The following is a 19,809-nucleotide window of genomic DNA, read 5'->3' on the forward strand; positions in this document are numbered from 1 at the left end:
GTCATATAAGAGTTCAGCTTATCGCAAACAGTTTACTCAGATTACCAAGGCGGCGTATCGCCATCGGCAAACTCGTCTTCTTGCAGGCGTTTCTCTTTCAGCCGCTCAGCCACCGTTTCGAACGATTCAGGTTGAAGAAGCTCAATCGGTGAAAAGCCTTTTTCAAACGTAAATGCATCGCCTTCAATGATAAGCGCGTACCTGTCGTGCAGCTTCGTAATATGCAGCTTGGCCCCAAAGTCGGACAGCAGTCCACGTACAGCCGTATCATCCAGCTTGAAGCGAACTTCAATTTCCGGCTTTAGCTCAACAATATGCTGTGCAGCTTCTACGACCTGAAGGGGTTCCCATTTCCCTTGCAAATCCCGTTTTTCACTGGCTGCCCACAGCTCCAGATCACGTTCCTCTTGCTGTCTTTCCTCATTGGAAGCATCCGGCCATTTCGTCTCTACATAGTTCTGGACGAAGCCCATGACATGCTCATTGACGATTTCTGGCATGGATTGCTCATAGGTCACAAATTTCAGAAAATCCTCAAAATACCGGGCATGCGAGGACTGGTGAATTTTAAGCTCCCACTCATCGTTCATCCCCTCCTCCAGCATGTAAGGATACATGATAGATTTCATATTACGGGCTGAAATGGCCATTTCGACCTCACTGACCAAACTGCTTTCGGTAATCCGGGCAATTTTAGGTTCAAAATCACATTTGAGCACAAAAATAAAGGGATCATCGGAGTGTGTATTCAAGGTAGCCTGTACAATGATCAGCGCTCCGCCGCGTACCGCGCTCGTATCCAGATACATCCGCACCAGATCGTCGCAGGCATTTTTAAAATCTTCCTTATCCTCTGCTGCCCGCAGCCGGGCGAACATATTGAAATTGGGATTACTGCTCAGTTCATGCTCCGGTTCGACGATAAAGCGGCCAATTTTGGTCGGTGCCTGCTCTGTGCTCGGATTTTTCTCGACCTTTCGCTTGCTAATGCGGGCAAATTCTCCGTCCAGAAATTTTTTAACATCGCTTTCGTCATAATCATAGTCATCCATCGTAGCATAATGCTTGTATGATTTACCGCCCTGTCCTTCTTTTCCGTCCACCTGAATTACAAAAAAAGATAAAAAGTCCACTTGAAAGTTCATTTGCGTTTCATACGCTCCTTTTCAGGCATGTACGCGTAATTATATCACTATGGATTTAAAACGTACATCGGATTCAAGTCCTCATCATCAAGATACACATTATAGTTAACATAATATTTATTATGTTAACTTAATTTGCGAATTAGATATAATTTCCAAATAACAAGTTTATATTGAGTCCGTTTACCACTATTCAGCGGCTTATTTTATCCGTGCATTCATATCGGCATCAACACCATGATGATGAAAAATGCCGAAGCAGCTTTCATCGGCCGCGTCGGCGGAGCCCTCTCTCCCTGTTCACTGGGATGATGGTCGTCGGTATGAGTATTGGCGGGACGATCAAGCATGCGTCTTCCCTGTTTATCGTATTTGCTGTCAGTGCCGGGTTGTTTTTAGTCGGAGCGATGCTGTTGGTACCGTTGCTTCGTGACAGACAACCTGCACAAGCTGTCGTAGTCGATGAATCTGAGTAATACAAGAAACCGAACCTTAGTGGAATGGAAGTATAGTATGACCTGCCATCCCCCAAGGCCGGTTTCTTTATGATTTCATACGACTTATAATTCTCTTCCTTCATGCTGTCTTTTCTATATTCGTGTTTGCTCACAACATTTAAGTTAACACAATATATATTATGTTAACTTTTTTTTATTGTTAAGCAAAAACAGGTCCTCATGATCACCATTGTACCGAATTTAAGAAGCCCGATGCTCGTTTATCTTTTTCGTTTTAGAGATTTAGAAGAAGCTAGACTTGACTTCGGTGCTGACTGATCGTATAGTGTGGATATATCTGTAATCAAGGGAGAGATTTTGATGTCGGTGAACGTTCTTAACTAAGCAACTTCATATTCAGGGAAGACCATTCAGGCGCTTGTGCCCTCCGGGACAGGTTTGTTTGCTACTGTGTTTTTACCCTGACATTAGTTAAGAACATGCGGATATCATAAATCGCCTCAGGGATTATTTTCTTCTAGGCCTTATTCCGTGCTGTGTTCAGCGCGGTTTTTTTGTTTTCAGATTTTGTGAACTTCCTTTATACACCTCCTATTCATGGGCTAATTAGCTTACAAATTGGTTTACTCATGGATGATTTGGGGACGCATAAATTGGAGCTGCAAAAGCTGGATTATAGGCTTATTTGACGATACATTTCCTCTTTCCTTCAGGGCGGAGAATGAACGATTTGTTCATTCTCCGCCCTTTTTTATTTTACAGAAAAGCTTCTAAAAAATCCCAAAATCACACACTAAAGGAGAGATTTATTAATGAATGAAACCACAATGCAGCGTTTGGAATACGACCGGATCAAAACAAGAGTTTCCGAATGTGCTTTTTCTTACCTTGGTAAGCGCCATGCCGCTTCTATGCAACCAATTACAGACATACGTACGATCAAGATCCGCCTTGACGAAGCGACCGAAGCCTTGCAGCTCATTCGCCACGGTGCAAGTGTTCCCATTCCCTCCCTGGAAGGGATGGAACACATTCTTCACTTGCTGGGAACCGGATATTTGTTCAGCGAGCGCGATTTTTCTCACATTGCCCAATTTATCAGAAGTTGCATTCAACTGATAACATATATGGTTTCCAAGTCGAATGCCGCTCCAAGCGTCAGTGCCTATGCATCTTCCATGTATGGTATGGAACCTCTTCTGTCTGAAATTGAAAGATGTATTTATTCAGGAAAAGTGACGGACACCGCCAGTAAAGAACTGGCTAAAATCCGCAAAAAAATTGCGGTCACGGAAGAACGGATCAAAAGGAAACTCGATTCTCTCACCAGCCGTCACCGATCCATCATGCAGGAAAATATGATCAGTCAGCGCAGTGGCCGTTACGTGCTTCCGATCAAAAAAGAGTTTCGCAAACAGGTGAAAGGCAACGTGCTGGATGAATCAGGTAGTGGTCAAACGGTTTACATTGAGCCTGCCGAGATCGTAAGTCTTCAATACGATCAGAGTGCGAACATAGCGGAAGAATCAAAAGAAGAAATGAAAGTGCTGGGAGACCTGACGACACTCGCTGAGTCATACAACCGGGAGCTGAGCATCAACACAGAGACGGTAGGCATTCTCGACTTTTTATTAGCCAAAGCCAAATATGCCTTGACGATGGATGCTGTGCCTGTCGAGCTTAACCTTGACGGAATTATAGACATTCGAAGGGCACGTCACCCGTTCATGGGAAATTCCATGGTTCCACTTGATTTCTCAATCGGTGAAGGCTACTCCTCAATCATCATTACCGGACCCAATACAGGTGGAAAAACGATGGCCCTCAAAAGTGTCGGCCTGTTAACCCTGATGGTGCAGTCCGGATTGCTGGTACCTGTTTCGGAAGGCAGCCGAATGGCTGTATTTGAGGAAATTGAGGTAGATATCGGAGACGGACAAAGCATCGAGCATGCCTTGAGCACCTTTTCTGCACATATCCGCAACATGATCGGTATTTTGGAAACAGCGGGCAACTCCACTCTGATCCTGATTGACGAAATGGCATCTGGAACCGATCCGGGCGAAGGTGTGGGCCTTTCTATCGCGTTGCTGGAAGAATTCCACCGCCGCCGAGCAACCGTAGTGGCTACCACGCACTTTAGCGAGATTAAGCATTTTGCCGAAAAGACACCGGGATTCCAAAATGCTCGTATGGAGTTTGATACCGAAACGCTGCAACCCTTGTATCGTCTTCGGATCGGCGAGGCCGGGGAAAGCTACGCATACGCCATTGCCTTGAAGCTGGGGATGTGGAATCGCATTATTGACCGTTCTCAGGCTATTTCTGCGGGTAGGACATCTCAAAATACACAGGAATCATTTGTGATTCCACCAGCTTCTGATGATGTAAAGCAGAACACAATAAGTGAACTCTCTCCTAAAAGAGCGTCTTTAAAGCCTACAGCCACAAAACAGGTGAAACAAGAACACACTGCCGGACCTAAGCCATTTGCCCTTGGTGACAGTGTTTACGCAGCCTACCTGAACCGGACTGGAATTGTGTACAAAACCGAAGATGAACGAGGCAATGTCGGGGTTTTGATCCAAGGACAAAAGCTGACCATAAACAAAAAGAGGCTTATTCTTCATATTGCAGCTACCGAGTTGTATCCCGACGACTATGATCTGGACATCGTTTTGGAAACTAAGGAAAACCGTAAAAAACGGAAGCTTCTAGGCCGGAAGCATATCGAAGGCCTGATGATTGAATCTCCTCCGGAAGATAAAGTGTAAGAACAATTGTAGATTCAACTCTAATAATCGTTAAAACGAATATAATATGTTGGTATTTTTCGTTGATATGAAGTTATGAAATTGGGTTTCACTCCATTAAGTTTACATAATAATTATTATGTAAACTTAATTTTTTTATTCCCCCTAATGCGCTTACCATATCCCTGTAAATATTTTACTTTTGACTATTGAACACTTTATTCCCCTTTTTCTCTTATTAGCCCTAACTCTTTAATTCCATCATAGGTACCTGAATATCCAACTTGTCCATCGCTTTTTCCTTTTCCCGATCCGTGACATGCGTGTATACGGTGGTAGTCTGGATGGATGAGTGCCCCAGTAGCTCTTGCACGGTACGCAGATCGGCACCCTTACGCAAAAGCATCGTTGCAAACGTATGGCGCAGCTTGTGACTGGAGTAAGATACCCGACGTTCCACACTCTTATCCTGCTGGAATCGCTCGAACGTTTCCGTAGCAATCTGCTGAATAGAGCGCACCGCCAAACGGCGGCCTTTTTGCGACACAAACATCGCGTCCTCCTTCCCCCTCCACGGCGTTAATCTTTCCTCCAACGCACGTTCCACAATATCACACACACCCTCCGGCACCGGAAGCGTACGCCACTTGCGCCCTTTACCAAACACATCTAGTGTGCGCCGTTCTCTGCTAAAATCCGAGACATTCAAAGAATGAACCTCTCCCACCCGTAATCCCATATATACCATCAGCAGAAAAATAGCCATGTTGCGATTTGCATATTTTCCCTCCACTGCGAGTAAAAACGGCTGAATTTCCTTTTCATCCAAATAGACGGGCATACGATTCTTTTCGGTCTTTGCTTTTTTAATTCCAAATGCCGGATTCGTGCTGCACAATTCAAATTCCTGCAACGCTTTGTAAAAGCTACTTACCGCCGCATGCTTCCGGTTCCGCGTACTATCTCCAGCCCCACTTTCCCGCGCTTTAGACAGATACGACATCACATGAATTTTCTTCACCTGATCAAGTGGCTTTTCATGCAGCGTACGTAAGAACTGCTTTACATCCCCCGTATAGTTTTTTTGCGTATGTATCGTATATCCCGCATCCTTCATCCAGATCAAAAAAGCTTCCAGCTCCTCAGCATACACTTCATCAATATCATCTATCGTATCCGGCTCCATTTGTCGTATCCCTTTTTTCATCCTGATTCCCTCCGCTTCGATTCATATTCCCAAATACCAAATATGCTATAAAACGTCCATTTTCGCCTAATTTTTATCGACAATCCAATCGACAACTAATGCGTGAGGGCTAATGAAAGTCGATTTAAACCTAAACCGCGTATAATTTATATTATACGCTGTTTTTTAAGCGGTTTTCAAGCACAAATAAAGCACCTTTCCCTTGTTTAGCAGCCGAGAGAAAACATAGCGCCAACTACCTAATGTCAGCATAGGCTCAACGGCATGGCCAGTAAACTCCCTAACATTTCCGTATTCATAATGCTGAGCAAGACTATCTATTGCATATCCGATATCACCTGTACGATTTCCAACAACGGCTTGCTCAATGCCCAGGAATAAGCTTTGATGACACGCCTTCATCAGTTTCTCTGCACCCCGTGAACGTATTTTTTCCTCCACCAATCGATCAATTTCCATGGTTGTGATACCTGGCTTGATTATGGAGGCCAACATAGCATGGCATTCTGCGACAATTCGGCCAACTGCCCTCATGATCTCAATTTCTTCATCCGATTTTAAAATAATCATTATTGTATCTCCTCACTTCTAAAGTGTCATTGCATCTTACTCTTTATTGCAATGAATACACGGCAGTCAAATTCTATTCAATTAGCTAATTACGTCTTAGCTCCAGTTATCACCAGCATCAGGAAGCATATCTAAGAACCTACGGGGTGAGTAGCCATCGACGGGACGTGGGAGATGTGAAAAAGAATTTTGCTGTCTCGCTCCGTTTTCCCTTCATCATTCAGCACGCTATACTTAAAGAAGTCGAAAGACAAACTTATTTTCAGCTTATGCTCATTTCAAAAATGTAGGTTTATTCATGACAAAGGGAGTGTTCATTTATTTATGAGTACCGAAATGCTGGAACGTCGAAGTGAAATTCTAAAACGAAACATCCATCAGTTGCTGATTCAGGAAAATCAACACGGCGTGACGCGTCAGGAAAATTACACGTTGCATAAAATGATCAGAGAGCTGCATCAAACCTCTCATGCCTTGAATACTTCCCGTTGATATGAAAGAATGCGATTGCTTAAATTTTAAATGCAAAATAACCTTCAACACCACTAAGGAAGTGGGGCTGAAGGTTATTTTGTCGTGTATAGCTTTTAATGAGTAAGTTATGATTTCTTCGCAAGATTATCCCTTGGAGCGACTCAGCAGATACAGGAAGTATGGCGCCCCAATAATGGCCACAATTAAACCTGTCGGGATTTCCTTCTGTAAAGGTAAGGATCGTGTGATCGTATCGGCCACAAGCACTAACAGTGCCCCGACCAATGCACAGCCCACTAACAGCATCTTATGCTTCGGCCCCACCAGCTTTCTCGCCAAATGCGGAGCGACTAAACCGACGAAGCCGATTCCACCGCTAACCGATACGCTGGAACTGGCCAATCCAACCGCAGCAGCGAGTAGAAGGATGCGTTCTTTTTCAATTGATGTACCTAACCCGGATGCCATCTGATCCCCCAGATTAAGCACATCCATTACATTGGCCTTGTAGTATGCGAAAGGCAACAGCACAACAAGCCAAGGTAACAGTGCCATTACAAATTTCCAGTTGGACCCCCATATACTTCCTGCCAGCCAACTGGCAACAAACGTATAACTTTCAGGCGTAAGCTTGAGGGTCATGATGATCATCGCGGCACTGATCCCCGCCGCTACACCAATTCCGCTTAACAGTAACCTTATCGGAGAAATCCCTTCACCCTTTTTGTAAGAAAGCGCATAGATCAGAATAGCTGCCGCTCCCGATCCAATCAGCGCAAGGGCAGGTAGTAAAAACAATGAATTCGTTGTTTGCATCGTTGGGAAAAGCAATACAAACAGCATAACCATCAGCCCGGCTCCGGCATTAATCCCCAAAATACCAGGGTCCGCCAAACCATTACGTGAAACTCCTTGCATGATACAGCCAGAAACAGCCAGACCTGCACCGATCAAAATGGAAATAACCATTCGTGGCAATCGGAATTCAAATAAGATTAATTCCTGCTGTGGAGTCCCTTGCCCAAATAAGGTTCTAAAAAGCTCCATTGGCGAAAGTCGAATGGTTCCTGTATTCGCACTAATGGTGAATGCAACAATGAGTAGAATGAGCAGAACGATAACAACGATCCAATCATGGATTTTTTTACGGTGACCTGCTTTGGCAATAGCTCCAGTCGTGATGTTATTCATCTTACAGCGCTCTCCTTTCTTTACGAGCCAGATAAAGGAAGAATGGCACCCCAATCAGGGCAATAAGCACGCCTACTGGTGTTTCCTCCGGTGCATTAATCATACGGGCCGCCAGATCGGCAAACACGATGAGCAAAGCTCCCATAATGGCCGAGCAAGGAATGATCCAGCGATAATCGACACCTACCAGCTTGCGGGTCATGTGAGGAATGATCAGACCTACAAAGCCGATAGATCCTACCAGCGACACTGCCGCCCCCGCCAGAATAAGTACCAAGATCATCCCAAGTACCTTTACAATACCAGTGCGCTGACCGAGACTGAGCGCAATTTCATCCCCGAGGCTGAGCAACGTAATAGACCGTGACAGCATAAGCGCGCCGATGAAAGCCGCCACAACCCAAGGCAAGACAATTCCTAGTTGCACCCATTTGGTTCCGCTAAGTCCCCCTGCATACCAGAAGGCTAGATCCTGCCCGACATTAAAATACAAGCTGATCGCGTCACCCAAGGCAGACAGCAACGCCGTTACAGCTGCACCCGCCAATACAAGGCGTACTGGCGTAAGTCCAGCCTTGGATATGGAGCTTGTACCATATACCATCACAACAGCTAAGGCAGCACCAACAAAGGAGTACAGCATTAACTGTAAAAAGGATGACCCGGGAAAAAGGGCAAAACAAATCGCCATCGCCAAACTGGCTCCCGAATTCAATCCAAGCAAGCCCGAGTCAGCAAGCGGATTGCGGGTCATCCCCTGCATAATCGCCCCCGCCACAGCGAAGCAGACTCCGATCAACACACCACCCAAAATCCGTGGTAGCCGGATTTCCCAAATAATTTGATGATTTTGTATTTCAGGATTAAAATGAAAGACTGCGTTCCATACCTCAAACAGCCTAATAGGAGCTGCACCAAAAGATAGGGATAGAGCGATACCGAACGCCAAAAGGGCTAGCCCGGCTGTTAAGATGAGCGAAGCCGCCCATGGCCGTGAGTGGAATGGAGTCAGCGGCTGGCTATTGTTACTCTGGGCGGGACTCTCCGATGAATCTGTTAATTTCATGACTATTTTTCACCCTTACTGTTGAATAGTATGTAGGCTTTCACACAAACCTGTGCTCATGAAGGCGTTTGATAATGAGAATTATTATCATCCAATCTTTACTATTGTAAATTAATGCGACAATGGCTTCAATAGTAAATTTCGACGAACCCGTGAAGCCCTGCAATTTTGTGAAAAAATAAAGCCCTTTGGCATAAATAAATACCAAAGGGCTGCCAGCAACACCTGAGTAACTACTTCTGTGAAGCCTTCTCTTTATTCCGCTCGACGAGCATGTCTGCTATTTCTTCTGCTTGTCCTACAATGGCAATCGGGTCAAAGTACCAATATCGATCCTCCTGTAACTCAAAGACCTCGCCATTTCGGACGGCATCCAGTGACTTCCATATACTGTCCCCTGTATAACCGGCAGTTTCCTTGTTAACCGTCAGAAAAATATAAGAGCCGGCATACTGATTAATAACTTCTTTCGATACCGATTTCCATTGAGTCTCACCTAATAATTCTTTTTGGACAAGTGGCGGAGGTGTCAAATCCAGTCCTCTGTAAACCGCCTGCCCTCCTCTGCCAAAGTTATCACCATATACAAAGTATTCTTTATCCGAAGCTTCCATTACGGTGAAAGTATCTCCAGGTTGAATAATTCCCTTCAACTTGTCACGTGCAGCCTGCATCCGCTGATCGTATTGGGCAAGCCACGCTTTAGCCTCCTGCTCTTTTCCAAGCAGCTCACCAAAAGCTGTCAGTTCCTCATGCACATCCTTGTACGTTCCATAAGGAATGACGATGGTTGGAGCAATTTTACTGTATTTCTCATATTCAGAAGCATCTTTGGAACCAATCAGAATCAAATCCGGCTGAAGAGTAAGTACCTTTTCAAAGGACACGCTACCGCGATCTCCAATGCTTGTAATGCCCTGTACAAGATCCTTTGAAAACGGATTGTCCAAATAATACTTAACACTCCCCACGGGTTGAATACCAAGAGCTAGCAAATCATTCTGATACATATCTACGACGATCCGTTGAGGATGAGTTGGGATTGTAACATCACCATGAATCGTTTTGATTGTCTTCGTTGCCGCTGACTTCTGCTCGGCAGAAGTTTGATTCTGCTTTCCGTCAGCCTGCTCCGTCTTTCCTCCGCACGCGGTCAGAGCCAGAATAAATGACAGGAGCATCATTGCAATCCACATTTTCTTTTTCAAAAAAATTCATTCCTCTCTCTATTGACCTTTCATACTATTCTATTTAGGTGCCGTACTGGGCTTGATGCAGACGGCTATATGGTCCTTTTACCGCCAGCAATTCTTCATGTCTACCTTGCTCGGCGATGCCCTGATCGGCAACCACGATAATGCGGTCGGCGTTTTTGATCGTTGCCAGACGATGCGCAATAACGAGCGTTGTGCGTCCTTGCGACAACTCTGTCAACGCCTGCTGAATCGCAGCTTCCGTCTCTGTATCCAGTGCCGATGTCGCTTCATCCAAGATAAGAATAGGCGGATTTTTGAGGAACATCCGCGCAATAGACAAACGTTGTTTTTGACCCCCAGACAGCTTTACACCCCGTTCACCAATCATCGTATCCAGACCTTCCGGATAGGAACGAACAAGGTCTTCAATCTGAGCCCGACGGGCAGCATCCCAAATTTCTTCCTCCGAAGCATCGAGCTTGCCATAAGCAATATTTTCACGAACCGTTCCATCAAACAGGAATACATCCTGCTGTACGATACCAATCATGGAGCGCAACGATTCCAGCTTCATTTCACGGATATCCATACCATCAATGGTAATGCTGCCTTCCTCCACATCATAGAAGCGTGGTAACAAACTACAAAGCGTCGTTTTACCTGCTCCTGAAGGGCCGACCAGTGCTACAGTTTCTCCCGCATGGATGGATAGGTCCACTTTACGCAATACCTTGTCTTTGTTTTCATAACCAAACGTTACACCTGCAAATTGGATCTCTCCATTGAGATGGGTAACGATCTTGGCCCCAGGCAAATCTTCTACATCCGATTCACTTTCCAACAAATCCAGATATCGGCGGAAGCCGGCGATGCCTTTGGGATACGTTTCAATAACGGAGTTAATTTGTTTGATTGGTGCGAGAAATACATTGGACAGCATCACAAATGCGATAAATTCCCCATAGGTCATCTGCCCCTCAATAACAAACCATGTTCCACATACAAGCACAAACAATGAAACCAGCTTCATCAGTATAAAACTAATCGAGGAATTCCAGGCCATAATGCGGTAAGCGACAAGCTTCGTTTTACGGAAGCGTCCGTTATTTTCAGCAAAACGTTCCATTTCATGTGCTTCGTTAGAGAACGCTTGAACGACGCGGATACCGCTGACGTTATTTTCAATACGAGCGTTGTAATCTGCGATATCTGAAAACATACGATGGAAAGCCGCAGACATTTTACGACTGAAATATAAGGACAAGTAAATCATAAGCGGCACAATAATGAACGTCAGCACAGCCAGCTTCCAGTTAATGCCGAGCATGATGCCAAAGGCCCCTCCCAATGTCATCAGCGCGATAAACAAATCTTCGGGTCCGTGGTGAGCAATTTCCCCGATATCCATCAGATCGTTGGTCATACGGGAGACGAGATGCCCTGTTTTGTTATTATCAAAAAAACGGAAGGATTGCTTTTGAATTCGATCAAACAGCTTTTTACGCATATCCGATTCGATATTAATCCCCAGCTTATGGCCCCAAAAGGTAACCACGTAATTTAATCCGGCACTAACTACATAAATACTAAGAAGTCCTAGGCAGGCATATAAAATCCACCTCCAGTTCCCGCTAGGCAGCAAATCATCGACCACCCGGTTGACGGCAAGTGGAAATGCCAGCTCCAGCAGTGCTGCCAGCAAGGCGCAAGAGAAATCGATAATAAACAAAGTCCGGTAAGGACGGTAGTATTCAAAAAATCGTCTTAGCATGTATATGGCTTTTCCTTTCTTATTTCGAGTGATTATTTAGGATCGGTGGAAAGCATGGTAACGGCTTCATCCAGCGATTGGTCGATAGCAAGCGGTGAGTACGTAAACCATGGGTCAGCTTTGATGAAATATACTTTGTGGTTTTTGACAGCCGGGAGATTTCTCCACAATGCGCTTTGCTCGATCTCCCTGAGCATGCCGTCCTTGCTCGCTTCATCATAAACCAGCATAATAATTCGGTCCCCTGACAGTTCAGGCAGCTTTTCCATCGAGATGCTATCGTAAACAAAATTAAAGTTCGGGTCCTTCGCCAGCTTTTGGCGTATGTACTCAGGAGGATTCAATTCCAGCGAGCGATAAATGACATGTCCTACATTCCGCGCTCCGTATACCCTTAACACATTCTTATCGTAGGCCATATAAATCGTAACCGTTTCACCTTTTTTGAATTTTCCAGCCAGCTTTTTCCGTCCTTCGGCAGCCTTTTTGTCCAAGTTAGCGATCCACTGTTCTGCTTCCTTGTCCTTACCCAGTACGGCTGCGACGTTCCGCAGTTGTTTGAATACATCCCCTTCTCCAAAAGAAACGACTACGGTTGGAGCAATTTTCTCCATCTGCTCCTTCACTTCTGGCGTGGTATATTCTGTTGTGATGATCAGGTCTGGTTGTAGCTCCAGCACCTTTTCTACATTCGTCGGGTTCCCAATATCCGCAACTCCGTCAATCTTACCTTTTAAATAATCGCCTTCCAACAAATGGGAAGCAGCACCTGCAGGCTTAACTCCCAAGGCCAGCATAGCATCCAAATATTGCGTTGTGACAACCCGCTGCGGATTTACAGGGATATTGATCTTGTTGCCCGTGGCATCTGTATATTCACGCATGGCAACCGTTTGGGATTGCCCGGAAGAGTCGTTAGTGCTAGTCTTTCCGTTGGTTTGATTACCGCTATCTGCGTTTCCACAAGCACCCAGTACAACCGTCAGCAGAACCACGAGACACAGTGTGATACCCCATTTTATCCTGTTACTTTGTTGCAAGATGATGTCCTCCTTAAGTGTATACATCAAAAAATGATAGTGATTCTCATTATCATACAATTGTTATTGTATCTTTTACCGCTACTTCTTACAACACCAAAATTAAAAACTCCCATTTATGTGTATGTATCGTCATAGTAGAATAGCCCGAAAAAGGACTGATGCGCATTACAGCATCAGTCCGAAAGCTTAATATGTTAGGTCATATACCCGTTTTATTTCTTCAGATCCACTAATTCCAGCTTGGCAGGAATTGATTTTTTCACGGTTTTACCCTGGAGTACATCCTGTGCTGCCTGAACCGCCAATTGTCCAATCAGTTCGGGTTGCTGAGCCACGGTCGCCGTGAGCTTGCCCTCCTTAATAGATTTAAGTGCATCCTCGTTGCCGTCAAAGCCGATCACCGGAATATCTTTACCCGAGCTTTGAATGGCTTCAATTGCCCCAAGCGCCATTTCATCATTATGGGCAAATACCGCCTGAACGTCCGGGTTGCCTTGCAGCAGGTTTTCCATGACATTCAAACCCTTGGTCCGGTCAAAATCGGCCGACTGTTTGGCAATAACGTTCAATTCCTTATCCGCTACTTCGTGGAAGCCTTTGCCCCGTTCACGGGTGGCCGACGCACCTGGTACGCCTTCCAGCTCAATGACCTTGGCACCTTTTCCAACTTGATCAATCACGTATCTGGCAGCCATGCGTCCACCCTCTACATTATCCGAAGCAACAAGCGCTTTTACATCCCCTTTGTCAGCCGAACGATCCAGCGTAATGACCGGGATGTTCAAAGCATTCGCGGATTGAACTACCGTGGAGATAGCCGACGAATCTGTCGGGTTAATTAACAACGCATTTACGCCTTGCTGGATCAAATCGTCCACGTCATTGCTTTGCTTCGCCGAATCATTTTGCGCATCGACGACAATGACTTGCAATCCTTGTTTTTTGGCCTCTGCAACGACTCCATCTTTGAGAGAGACGAAAAATGGATTATTCAGTGTAGAGATGGACAAGCCTATTTTAATATCCTTCAAGTTCGCGGCTGCTTTAGGTTTCGCCCATTCCGGCGGTTCCAGAGAACAGCCTGTCATGAGCAGGAGCAGTAAGGCTGTCATAATTAATGTAAGCTTTTTCATATATGTGGTCTCCTTATATACAGATTAGGTGGTTTATGCAGATTTCTTACGGTCAATCAATACAGCAATGGCGATTACAATCCCTTTGACCACCATTTGATAAAAAGAGTTCACTCCCAGCAAATTCAAGCCATTGTTCAGCGTCCCGATAATGAGTACACCGATCAACGTACCTACGATTCGTCCGCGTCCCCCTGACAGGCTTGTTCCACCCAGTACGACAGCCGCAATGGCATCCAGTTCATAAGAAGTACCTGCTGTCGGCTGCGCCGAGTTCAAACGTGAGGTCAAAATAGCACCCGCCAACGCGGATAGCATTCCAGCCAGAGAGTAAATCCAAATTTTCACGCGCGGTACTTTAATACCGGATACAATCGAAGCCTTCTCGTTACCACCAATGGCATACGTTTTGCGTCCAAACGGCGTTTTATGCAAAATGATCCACAATACTGCAAAGGTAATGAGCATCGTAATCGCCGGAACCGGAATGCCAAATTGATAACCACGGCCGAACAATTGAAATACAAGGCTGTCTCCGAGTCCTGTAATTGGATTACCGTTAGTATAGACCAGCGTCAATCCTCTAAAAATGGTCATCGTCGCCAATGTAGCAATAAACGGAGCCATTTTACCTTTGGTGATCATCAAGCCATTAATCATCCCCATGACGCCACCCAGCGCACAGCCAATGATAATTGCCAAAATCGGATCGAACCCGGCCAGCATCATATTCGCGACAAACGCACTGGATAGAGCTAGGATCGAGCCAACAGACAAATCAATCCCACCTGTGAGAATAACGAAGGTCATACCGAACGCAATCAACGCATTAATGGATACCTGGCGCAACAAATTCAAAATATTAAGCGGTTCCAAAAAGCTGGGATTTAAGACCGATACGATGATAACCAAAATAATGAGTCCTAACAACGGGCCAAGCTTTTGTGTGATTTGCGACATTTGAAAGCCTTTGCTACCTTTTGCTTCATTCATAGTTGTCATATTACTGTCCTCCTGTAGCTAACGTCATAATGTGTTCTTGTGTGGCTTCTTCTCTGCTTAGCTCCCCGCTGATCTTACCCTCGTGCACCACGACAATACGATCGCTCATGCCGAGCACCTCGGGAAGTTCTGAGGATACCATGATGATCGCTACTCCACGCTCGGTCAGCTCGTTCATCAACTGGTAGATTTCCCGTTTGGCACCTACATCCACGCCTCTTGTCGGTTCATCAAGAATGAGTACGCTTGGGCCAATCCCCACCCATTTGGCGATAACGACTTTTTGCTGATTACCACCTGACAAACTGCGAACCGTTGTTTCGCCCGATTGGGTTTTAATTTGTAAGCGTTTTATTAATGTATTAACAAATTCCAGCTCTTTTTTGCCTGAAATAAATCCCTTTGACGTAAAGCTGAACAAATTCGGCAGCACCATGTTTTCCCGGATCGAAAAATCCAGCACCAAACCCTCATCCTTGCGGTCCTCTGTAATAAAGCCGATTCCCAGCTTAACCGCGTCATCCGGCTTGCGGATAGCTACCTTTTTTCCCCGCACATGGATTTCACCGCTGTCCAAAGCATCCAATCCAAAAAGCGCTCGCATAATTTCTGTCCGTCCCGAACCCATCAAGCCCGAAAAGCCTACAATTTCCCCGGATCGCACGGTAAAATTCACATTTTTAAATAAACCTTTGTGCGAGGCATTTTTGACCTCCAGCACCACTTCTCCCAAAGCAGGCGTTCTCGCTGGATAGCGTTCAGTCAGCTCTCTGCCAACCATTTTCCGTACAACCTCATCAAAATTCGTATCGGGAATCGCTTGGGTATCCACGGTTTTCCCGTCACGCATGATGGTAATCCGGTCGCAGATTGCGAATATTTCCTCCATACGGTGTGAAATATACACTATAGAAACACCATCTTTTTTCAAGGAAGTAATAACCTCAAACAGCTTTTGAATTTCCCGTTCAGTTAGCGCGGCTGTCGGCTCATCCATTACGATTACTTTGGCATCCGTCATCAATGCTTTGGCTATTTCAATCATCTGCTGTTGACCTACGGAACACTCGCCTGCTTCACCATTCAAAGGCAGATTCACTGCAAGCTTAGCGAATTGTTCATTTGCTAGCGCTTTCATTTTGGTGCTGTCGAGAAATCCCCACTTGGATGTCATTTCCTTCCCAATAAACAGATTTTCCAGCACGGTCATTTCCGGCCACACATTCAGCTCCTGGTGGATAAAAGCAATTCCCTTTTGCTCCGCTTCTTTAGGGTTAGCAAAATAGGTTTCCTGACCGTCAATGATGATTGTTCCTTCATCACGGCGGTGCAGCCCAATTAAAATATTCATCAGCGTTGATTTACCTGCACCATTTTCACCCATGAGTGCATGAACCTCTCCTTCACGGAGATCAAAATCTACACCACTCAGTACCTGATTGGTTCCAAAGGCTTTGTGAATTCCCTTCATTTGAATCTGCATGCTGCTCCCTCCTTCTTATCCAAAATAGGCTTTATCCAAAATAAACCCCGGCCTGCAAAATACAATTGGCAAACGGTTTATTTTCTCCTGTGCGAATGACCACCTTGGCATGACGGGTCAACTCCTTGAATTGCTCATGCGAACAAAACTCAATGGCAGCGGTTTGCGCCGCGGTCTGCGAATATTCTGACTGCTCCCCTGCAAATGTGCGGCTAATATACTGTAAAGCTTCCTCATTCCCCTGTTTAATTTCTTCAGCCAACGTTACCTTTTCGATCACCATGTCTGCTGCGATTACATCAACGACATCCTGAAAGGACGGTACGCCCAATTTGAGAGCCAAATCAATTTTGGTAACGCCTTCAGGAATAGGTAAGCCGGCATCGGCCACGACAATATAGTCCGTGTGACCGAGATCCGACAGTACCTTGGATATATGACTGTTCAGGATTCCATGTTTTTTCATATTATAATTGTTCCTCCACTTCACGCCGCGTTGGCATACCACCCTGTGCCCCAAATTTGGTAACGGACAGCGATGCAGCACGATTGGCGAATTTCACACTGTCTGCCATCGATTTCCCCTCAGCCAGCGCCACCGCAAATGCAGCGTTAAATGTGTCCCCTGCACCTGTCGTATCCACGACTTCTACTTTATAAGTAGGGACAACGACCTCCTGTTCTCCGTCGAAAAACCGTACACCGTTGCTGCCTTCTGTGACAAACAACTTGTTCGGATATTGACGCAGAGCCTCTTGAAGGCTTTGGCCCTTGAACATAATAGCGGCTTCATGCTCATTTGGTGTAATGTATGTCGCGTTCTCAATCACACTTGCTTCCACCTCACGAGCCGGAGCGGGATTCAGCAATAGCGGCACCTGATACTTCGCACAAATTTTGCTCACGTATACGACCGTTTCCTCCGGTATTTCCTGTTGAATGAGCACCATATCCGAATTTCGGATCACATTGAGTGCTTCCTCCACATAGGCTGGAGTTATTTCATTATTCGCAGCTTTTACAACAACAATACTGTTATCACCCTCAGCCAGTACAATATGTGCTGTGCCGCTTTCCATATGTGTAACCGGTTTCACATAGCCAACTTGAACATGATTTTCTTCAAAATTCCGTAAAATCTGTTGACCAAAATGATCATCCCCTACGCGTCCAATCATCGTGACGTCCGCTCCGAGACGAGCTGCGGCTACTGCCTGATTGGCACCTTTCCCTCCAGGCACGGTTGTAAAGCTTTCACCCAGCACCGTTTCTCCTGCGCCGGGGCGCAGGGATGAAGTCACTACAAGATCCATAGAGCTACTTCCAATAATCGTGATTTTAGCCATGATAATCCACCTTTCTAGTCGTTTCCCGTTCAATGAATTTGACGGGCAATTGTATGCTTGAATGGGTAAGTATGCTCGAATGAAGATTAGGTACGCTAGACTTCGTTGCTTGTGACTGCTCAATCAATTGAATCAGCAAACCTGCTGCTTCCCATCCCATTTCATAAGCGGGCTGCCGGATCGTTGACAATGGCGGGAATAACAAGCTACTTAATGGTATATCATCAAACCCGATAATCTGAACATCATCCGGGATTTTCTTTCCTAATCTATGTGCCTCATGCATCACCGCTGTAGCCACAATATCGTTACTCGCAATGACTCCGTCCGTATCCGGATGCTTGCTGAACAGCTCTTTGGCCCACAGCTCGGCTTCCTTGAACGAAAAGGACGTCGTCTTGACGACATGATAGGCAATACTCGATTGCTGAAGTTCTTCAACCGCCCCGCGAAAACGATCCTGTGCCGGACGAATATGCGCCGGGCCCTGCATGACCGTAATTTGTTTGCTACCACGGGCCACGATTTCCTGCGCTGCAAGTCGACCGCCATGAGCACCATCCGCATATACGGACGGACTGTCATTGGAAGTTCGATCAAGAAAAACGACAGGGATTTTCAACTTGGCGTAGCAATCAGCATTGGGATCATTTGTAGATGAAATGACACCAACGACATTATTTTGAACAAAAGTATCCATGTAATCCAATTCTTTTTGGCGATCTTCATCACTATTACCGAAAATAATCCGAAAATCATTTTCCTGCATTCGATCCTCCACCCCACGAGCTAACAAAGGAAAGTAAGGATTCGTAATATCCGGTAGAAGCAGGCCGATCAATCTGGATTTCTTTTTGTACAAAGAACGAGCAACTTCGTTGGGTTTGTAATTTAGTTGCTTAACTGCGGCCTCAACCTTGCGACGTGTATCCTCATGCACATATCCGGTTTCATTAATAACTCTGGATACGGTTGCTACGGAAACGCCTGCATAGCTGGCGACCTGTTTAATTGTTGTCATTGTGTAGTTTCAGCTCCAATGTGTAACCGGTTACACATATAAAATATCACAGCATTTATTTTTTGACAAGCATTAATTATTTGCATGTTGAATGCTTTAGCTTTATAATTATTTCTGTAACTAATATAGTTTCACCTTTGTGCACATTCTAAAGTGGGCAGGCCCACTCCCGGTTACTCAATAAAATACGTAAACATGGAGGCTTTTTCCTGATGAATATCGAAGTTTGGTCTGATTATATGTGTCCGTTCTGTTATATTGGCAAACGCCGTTTGGAGCAAGTATTACAGCAATTCCCACACCGCGATGAGGTGCAATTGACGTTCAAGAGCTTTGAATTGAACCCGGATGCTGTGAAAGATAGTGGTAAAACGATCAATGAAGAGCTGTCAGCCAAATATGGCGTCAGTCTGCAAGAGGCTCAGGCCATGAATGATCGTATGAACGAAAACGCACGCTCTGCGGGTCTGGAGTACAATATTCATGCCATGGTGCCGACAAACTCTCTCGATGCGCACCGCCTAACCCTTTGGGCTCAAACACAAGGCAAAATGCTGGAGCTGAGCGAGCGTTTATTCCAGGCTGTTTTCTTCGAAGGAAAGCATACGGGTGATCATGAAGTGCTGGCAGCGTTGGCAGCTGAGGTTGGTTTGGATCAGAAGGAAGCCGCTGCTATATTAGCGAGTGACCGCTTTGCTGATGAAGTTAGAGCCGATGAAGCTGAAGGCGCTGAGTTGGGTGTTCGGGGTGTGCCATTCTTTGTATTTGATCGAAAATTTGCTATTTCTGGTGCTCAGCCGGAGGACGTATTTTATGATGCGCTTCAAAAAGCATGGGACGAACGCTCACCTTTCACTATGATAAGCGCCAGCTCGTCCAAGCATGATGCAGGTGGTGGTGTATGTACCGACGACGGTTGCGAGATTCCAGGCCGCGAGAGCTGATCGACA

The 19,809-nt window shown here is 45.6% G+C and carries 18 protein-coding genes; 4 read left to right on the forward strand and 14 right to left on the reverse strand.

The annotated features are described in order from the left end of the window. Positions 1 to 41: 41 nt before the first annotated feature. On the reverse strand, positions 42 to 1,145 hold the full coding sequence (locus tag AC0WRU_RS12690; protein WP_025684297.1) for a DUF3900 domain-containing protein: 1,104 nt from the start codon (positions 1,143 to 1,145) through the stop codon (positions 42 to 44). Between the two features lie 323 nt (positions 1,146 to 1,468). Between AC0WRU_RS12690 and AC0WRU_RS12695 the strand changes: the two genes are divergently transcribed. After that, positions 1,469 to 1,621 carry a hypothetical protein gene (locus AC0WRU_RS12695; protein WP_476124825.1) on the forward strand — a complete coding sequence of 51 codons (153 nt, stop codon included), beginning with the start codon at positions 1,469 to 1,471 and terminating at the stop codon, positions 1,619 to 1,621. A 794-nt stretch (positions 1,622 to 2,415) separates the two neighbouring features. Next, a complete protein-coding gene (locus AC0WRU_RS12700; protein ID WP_476124826.1) occupies positions 2,416 to 4,377 on the forward strand; it encodes an endonuclease MutS2 in 1,962 nt (653 codons plus the stop codon). Between the two features lie 223 nt (positions 4,378 to 4,600). Here AC0WRU_RS12700 and AC0WRU_RS12705 read toward each other — a convergent pair whose 3' ends face one another. Both AC0WRU_RS12705 and AC0WRU_RS12710 read right to left on the reverse strand, forming a co-directional pair. Next, positions 4,601 to 5,563, reverse strand: a complete 963-nt coding sequence (locus AC0WRU_RS12705; RefSeq protein WP_476124828.1) for a tyrosine-type recombinase/integrase — start codon at positions 5,561 to 5,563, stop codon at positions 4,601 to 4,603. Between the two features lie 165 nt (positions 5,564 to 5,728). After that, the gene (locus AC0WRU_RS12710) at positions 5,729 to 6,133 is read right to left on the reverse strand and encodes a hypothetical protein (RefSeq protein WP_476124830.1); all 405 of its coding nucleotides are present in this window, start codon (positions 6,131 to 6,133) and stop codon (positions 5,729 to 5,731) included. Positions 6,134 to 6,457: 324 nt separating this feature from the next. Here AC0WRU_RS12710 and AC0WRU_RS12715 point away from each other — a divergent pair, with 324 nt between their 5' ends. Next, the gene (locus AC0WRU_RS12715; protein WP_179086194.1) at positions 6,458 to 6,625 is read left to right on the forward strand and encodes a hypothetical protein; all 168 of its coding nucleotides are present in this window, start codon (positions 6,458 to 6,460) and stop codon (positions 6,623 to 6,625) included. Positions 6,626 to 6,751: 126 nt separating this feature from the next. On the opposite strand, the gene AC0WRU_RS12720 is transcribed toward AC0WRU_RS12715, so the two are convergent. The 11 genes from AC0WRU_RS12720 to AC0WRU_RS12770 form a co-directional block, all read right to left on the reverse strand. Next, complete coding sequence (locus tag AC0WRU_RS12720; protein ID WP_476124832.1) at positions 6,752 to 7,798, reverse strand: FecCD family ABC transporter permease; 1,047 nt, start codon at positions 7,796 to 7,798, stop codon at positions 6,752 to 6,754. Between the two features lies 1 nt (position 7,799). Next, on the reverse strand, positions 7,800 to 8,864 hold the full coding sequence (locus tag AC0WRU_RS12725) for a FecCD family ABC transporter permease (RefSeq protein ID WP_476124834.1): 1,065 nt from the start codon (positions 8,862 to 8,864) through the stop codon (positions 7,800 to 7,802). A 233-nt stretch (positions 8,865 to 9,097) separates the two neighbouring features. Beyond that, positions 9,098 to 10,078, reverse strand: coding sequence for an ABC transporter substrate-binding protein (locus tag AC0WRU_RS12730; RefSeq protein ID WP_476128635.1), 981 nt, complete (start codon positions 10,076 to 10,078; stop codon positions 9,098 to 9,100). Positions 10,079 to 10,115: 37 nt separating this feature from the next. Next, positions 10,116 to 11,831: an ABC transporter ATP-binding protein gene (locus AC0WRU_RS12735; protein ID WP_476124836.1), complete on the reverse strand. Its 1,716-nt coding sequence runs from the start codon at positions 11,829 to 11,831 to the stop codon at positions 10,116 to 10,118. A 32-nt stretch (positions 11,832 to 11,863) separates the two neighbouring features. Next, on the reverse strand, positions 11,864 to 12,871 hold the full coding sequence (locus AC0WRU_RS12740) for an ABC transporter substrate-binding protein (protein WP_476124838.1): 1,008 nt from the start codon (positions 12,869 to 12,871) through the stop codon (positions 11,864 to 11,866). A gap of 215 nt (positions 12,872 to 13,086) precedes the next feature. Further along, complete coding sequence (gene rbsB / locus AC0WRU_RS12745; protein WP_476124840.1) at positions 13,087 to 14,007, reverse strand: ribose ABC transporter substrate-binding protein RbsB; 921 nt, start codon at positions 14,005 to 14,007, stop codon at positions 13,087 to 13,089. Positions 14,008 to 14,040: 33 nt separating this feature from the next. Further along, positions 14,041 to 15,009 carry a ribose ABC transporter permease RbsC gene (rbsC, locus tag AC0WRU_RS12750; protein ID WP_476124842.1) on the reverse strand — a complete coding sequence of 323 codons (969 nt, stop codon included), beginning with the start codon at positions 15,007 to 15,009 and terminating at the stop codon, positions 14,041 to 14,043. A gap of 1 nt (position 15,010) precedes the next feature. Next, entirely contained in the window at positions 15,011 to 16,492 is a 1,482-nt protein-coding gene (locus AC0WRU_RS12755; protein WP_476124844.1) for a sugar ABC transporter ATP-binding protein, read from the reverse strand. A 31-nt stretch (positions 16,493 to 16,523) separates the two neighbouring features. After that, positions 16,524 to 16,958, reverse strand: coding sequence for a D-ribose pyranase (rbsD, locus tag AC0WRU_RS12760; protein WP_476124846.1), 435 nt, complete (start codon positions 16,956 to 16,958; stop codon positions 16,524 to 16,526). A gap of 1 nt (position 16,959) precedes the next feature. Next, positions 16,960 to 17,838: a ribokinase gene (gene rbsK, locus AC0WRU_RS12765; protein WP_476124848.1), complete on the reverse strand. Its 879-nt coding sequence runs from the start codon at positions 17,836 to 17,838 to the stop codon at positions 16,960 to 16,962. After that, complete coding sequence (locus tag AC0WRU_RS12770; RefSeq protein ID WP_476124850.1) at positions 17,831 to 18,859, reverse strand: LacI family DNA-binding transcriptional regulator; 1,029 nt, start codon at positions 18,857 to 18,859, stop codon at positions 17,831 to 17,833. The genes rbsK and AC0WRU_RS12770 overlap by 8 nt, the downstream gene beginning before the upstream one ends. Positions 18,860 to 19,071: 212 nt before the next feature. On the opposite strand from AC0WRU_RS12770, the gene AC0WRU_RS12775 reads away from it, so the two are divergent. Next, entirely contained in the window at positions 19,072 to 19,803 is a 732-nt protein-coding gene (locus AC0WRU_RS12775; RefSeq protein WP_476124852.1) for a DsbA family oxidoreductase, read from the forward strand. Positions 19,804 to 19,809: the final 6 nt, after the last annotated feature.

The sequence above is a fragment of the Paenibacillus sp. 1-8 genome, from assembly GCF_056316205.1.

What these genes read in the sequence shown, in the direction of transcription:
- AC0WRU_RS12690 (WP_025684297.1), bottom strand. Translation starts at nt 1,145, where the DNA reads ATGAACTTTCAAGTGGACTTTTTATCTTTTTTTGTAATTCAGGTGGAC.
- AC0WRU_RS12695 (WP_476124825.1), top strand. Translation starts at nt 1,469, where the DNA reads ATGAGTATTGGCGGGACGATCAAGCATGCGTCTTCCCTGTTTATCGTA.
- AC0WRU_RS12700 (WP_476124826.1), top strand. Translation starts at nt 2,416, where the DNA reads ATGAATGAAACCACAATGCAGCGTTTGGAATACGACCGGATCAAAACA.
- AC0WRU_RS12705 (WP_476124828.1), bottom strand. Translation starts at nt 5,563, where the DNA reads ATGAAAAAAGGGATACGACAAATGGAGCCGGATACGATAGATGATATT.
- AC0WRU_RS12710 (WP_476124830.1), bottom strand. Translation starts at nt 6,133, where the DNA reads ATGATTATTTTAAAATCGGATGAAGAAATTGAGATCATGAGGGCAGTT.
- AC0WRU_RS12715 (WP_179086194.1), top strand. Translation starts at nt 6,458, where the DNA reads ATGAGTACCGAAATGCTGGAACGTCGAAGTGAAATTCTAAAACGAAAC.
- AC0WRU_RS12720 (WP_476124832.1), bottom strand. Translation starts at nt 7,798, where the DNA reads ATGAATAACATCACGACTGGAGCTATTGCCAAAGCAGGTCACCGTAAA.
- AC0WRU_RS12725 (WP_476124834.1), bottom strand. Translation starts at nt 8,864, where the DNA reads ATGAAATTAACAGATTCATCGGAGAGTCCCGCCCAGAGTAACAATAGC.
- AC0WRU_RS12735 (WP_476124836.1), bottom strand. Translation starts at nt 11,831, where the DNA reads ATGCTAAGACGATTTTTTGAATACTACCGTCCTTACCGGACTTTGTTT.
- rbsB (WP_476124840.1), bottom strand. Translation starts at nt 14,007, where the DNA reads ATGAAAAAGCTTACATTAATTATGACAGCCTTACTGCTCCTGCTCATG.
- rbsC (WP_476124842.1), bottom strand. Translation starts at nt 15,009, where the DNA reads ATGACAACTATGAATGAAGCAAAAGGTAGCAAAGGCTTTCAAATGTCG.
- AC0WRU_RS12755 (WP_476124844.1), bottom strand. Translation starts at nt 16,492, where the DNA reads ATGCAGATTCAAATGAAGGGAATTCACAAAGCCTTTGGAACCAATCAG.
- rbsD (WP_476124846.1), bottom strand. Translation starts at nt 16,958, where the DNA reads ATGAAAAAACATGGAATCCTGAACAGTCATATATCCAAGGTACTGTCG.
- rbsK (WP_476124848.1), bottom strand. Translation starts at nt 17,838, where the DNA reads ATGGCTAAAATCACGATTATTGGAAGTAGCTCTATGGATCTTGTAGTG.
- AC0WRU_RS12770 (WP_476124850.1), bottom strand. Translation starts at nt 18,859, where the DNA reads ATGACAACAATTAAACAGGTCGCCAGCTATGCAGGCGTTTCCGTAGCA.
- AC0WRU_RS12775 (WP_476124852.1), top strand. Translation starts at nt 19,072, where the DNA reads ATGAATATCGAAGTTTGGTCTGATTATATGTGTCCGTTCTGTTATATT.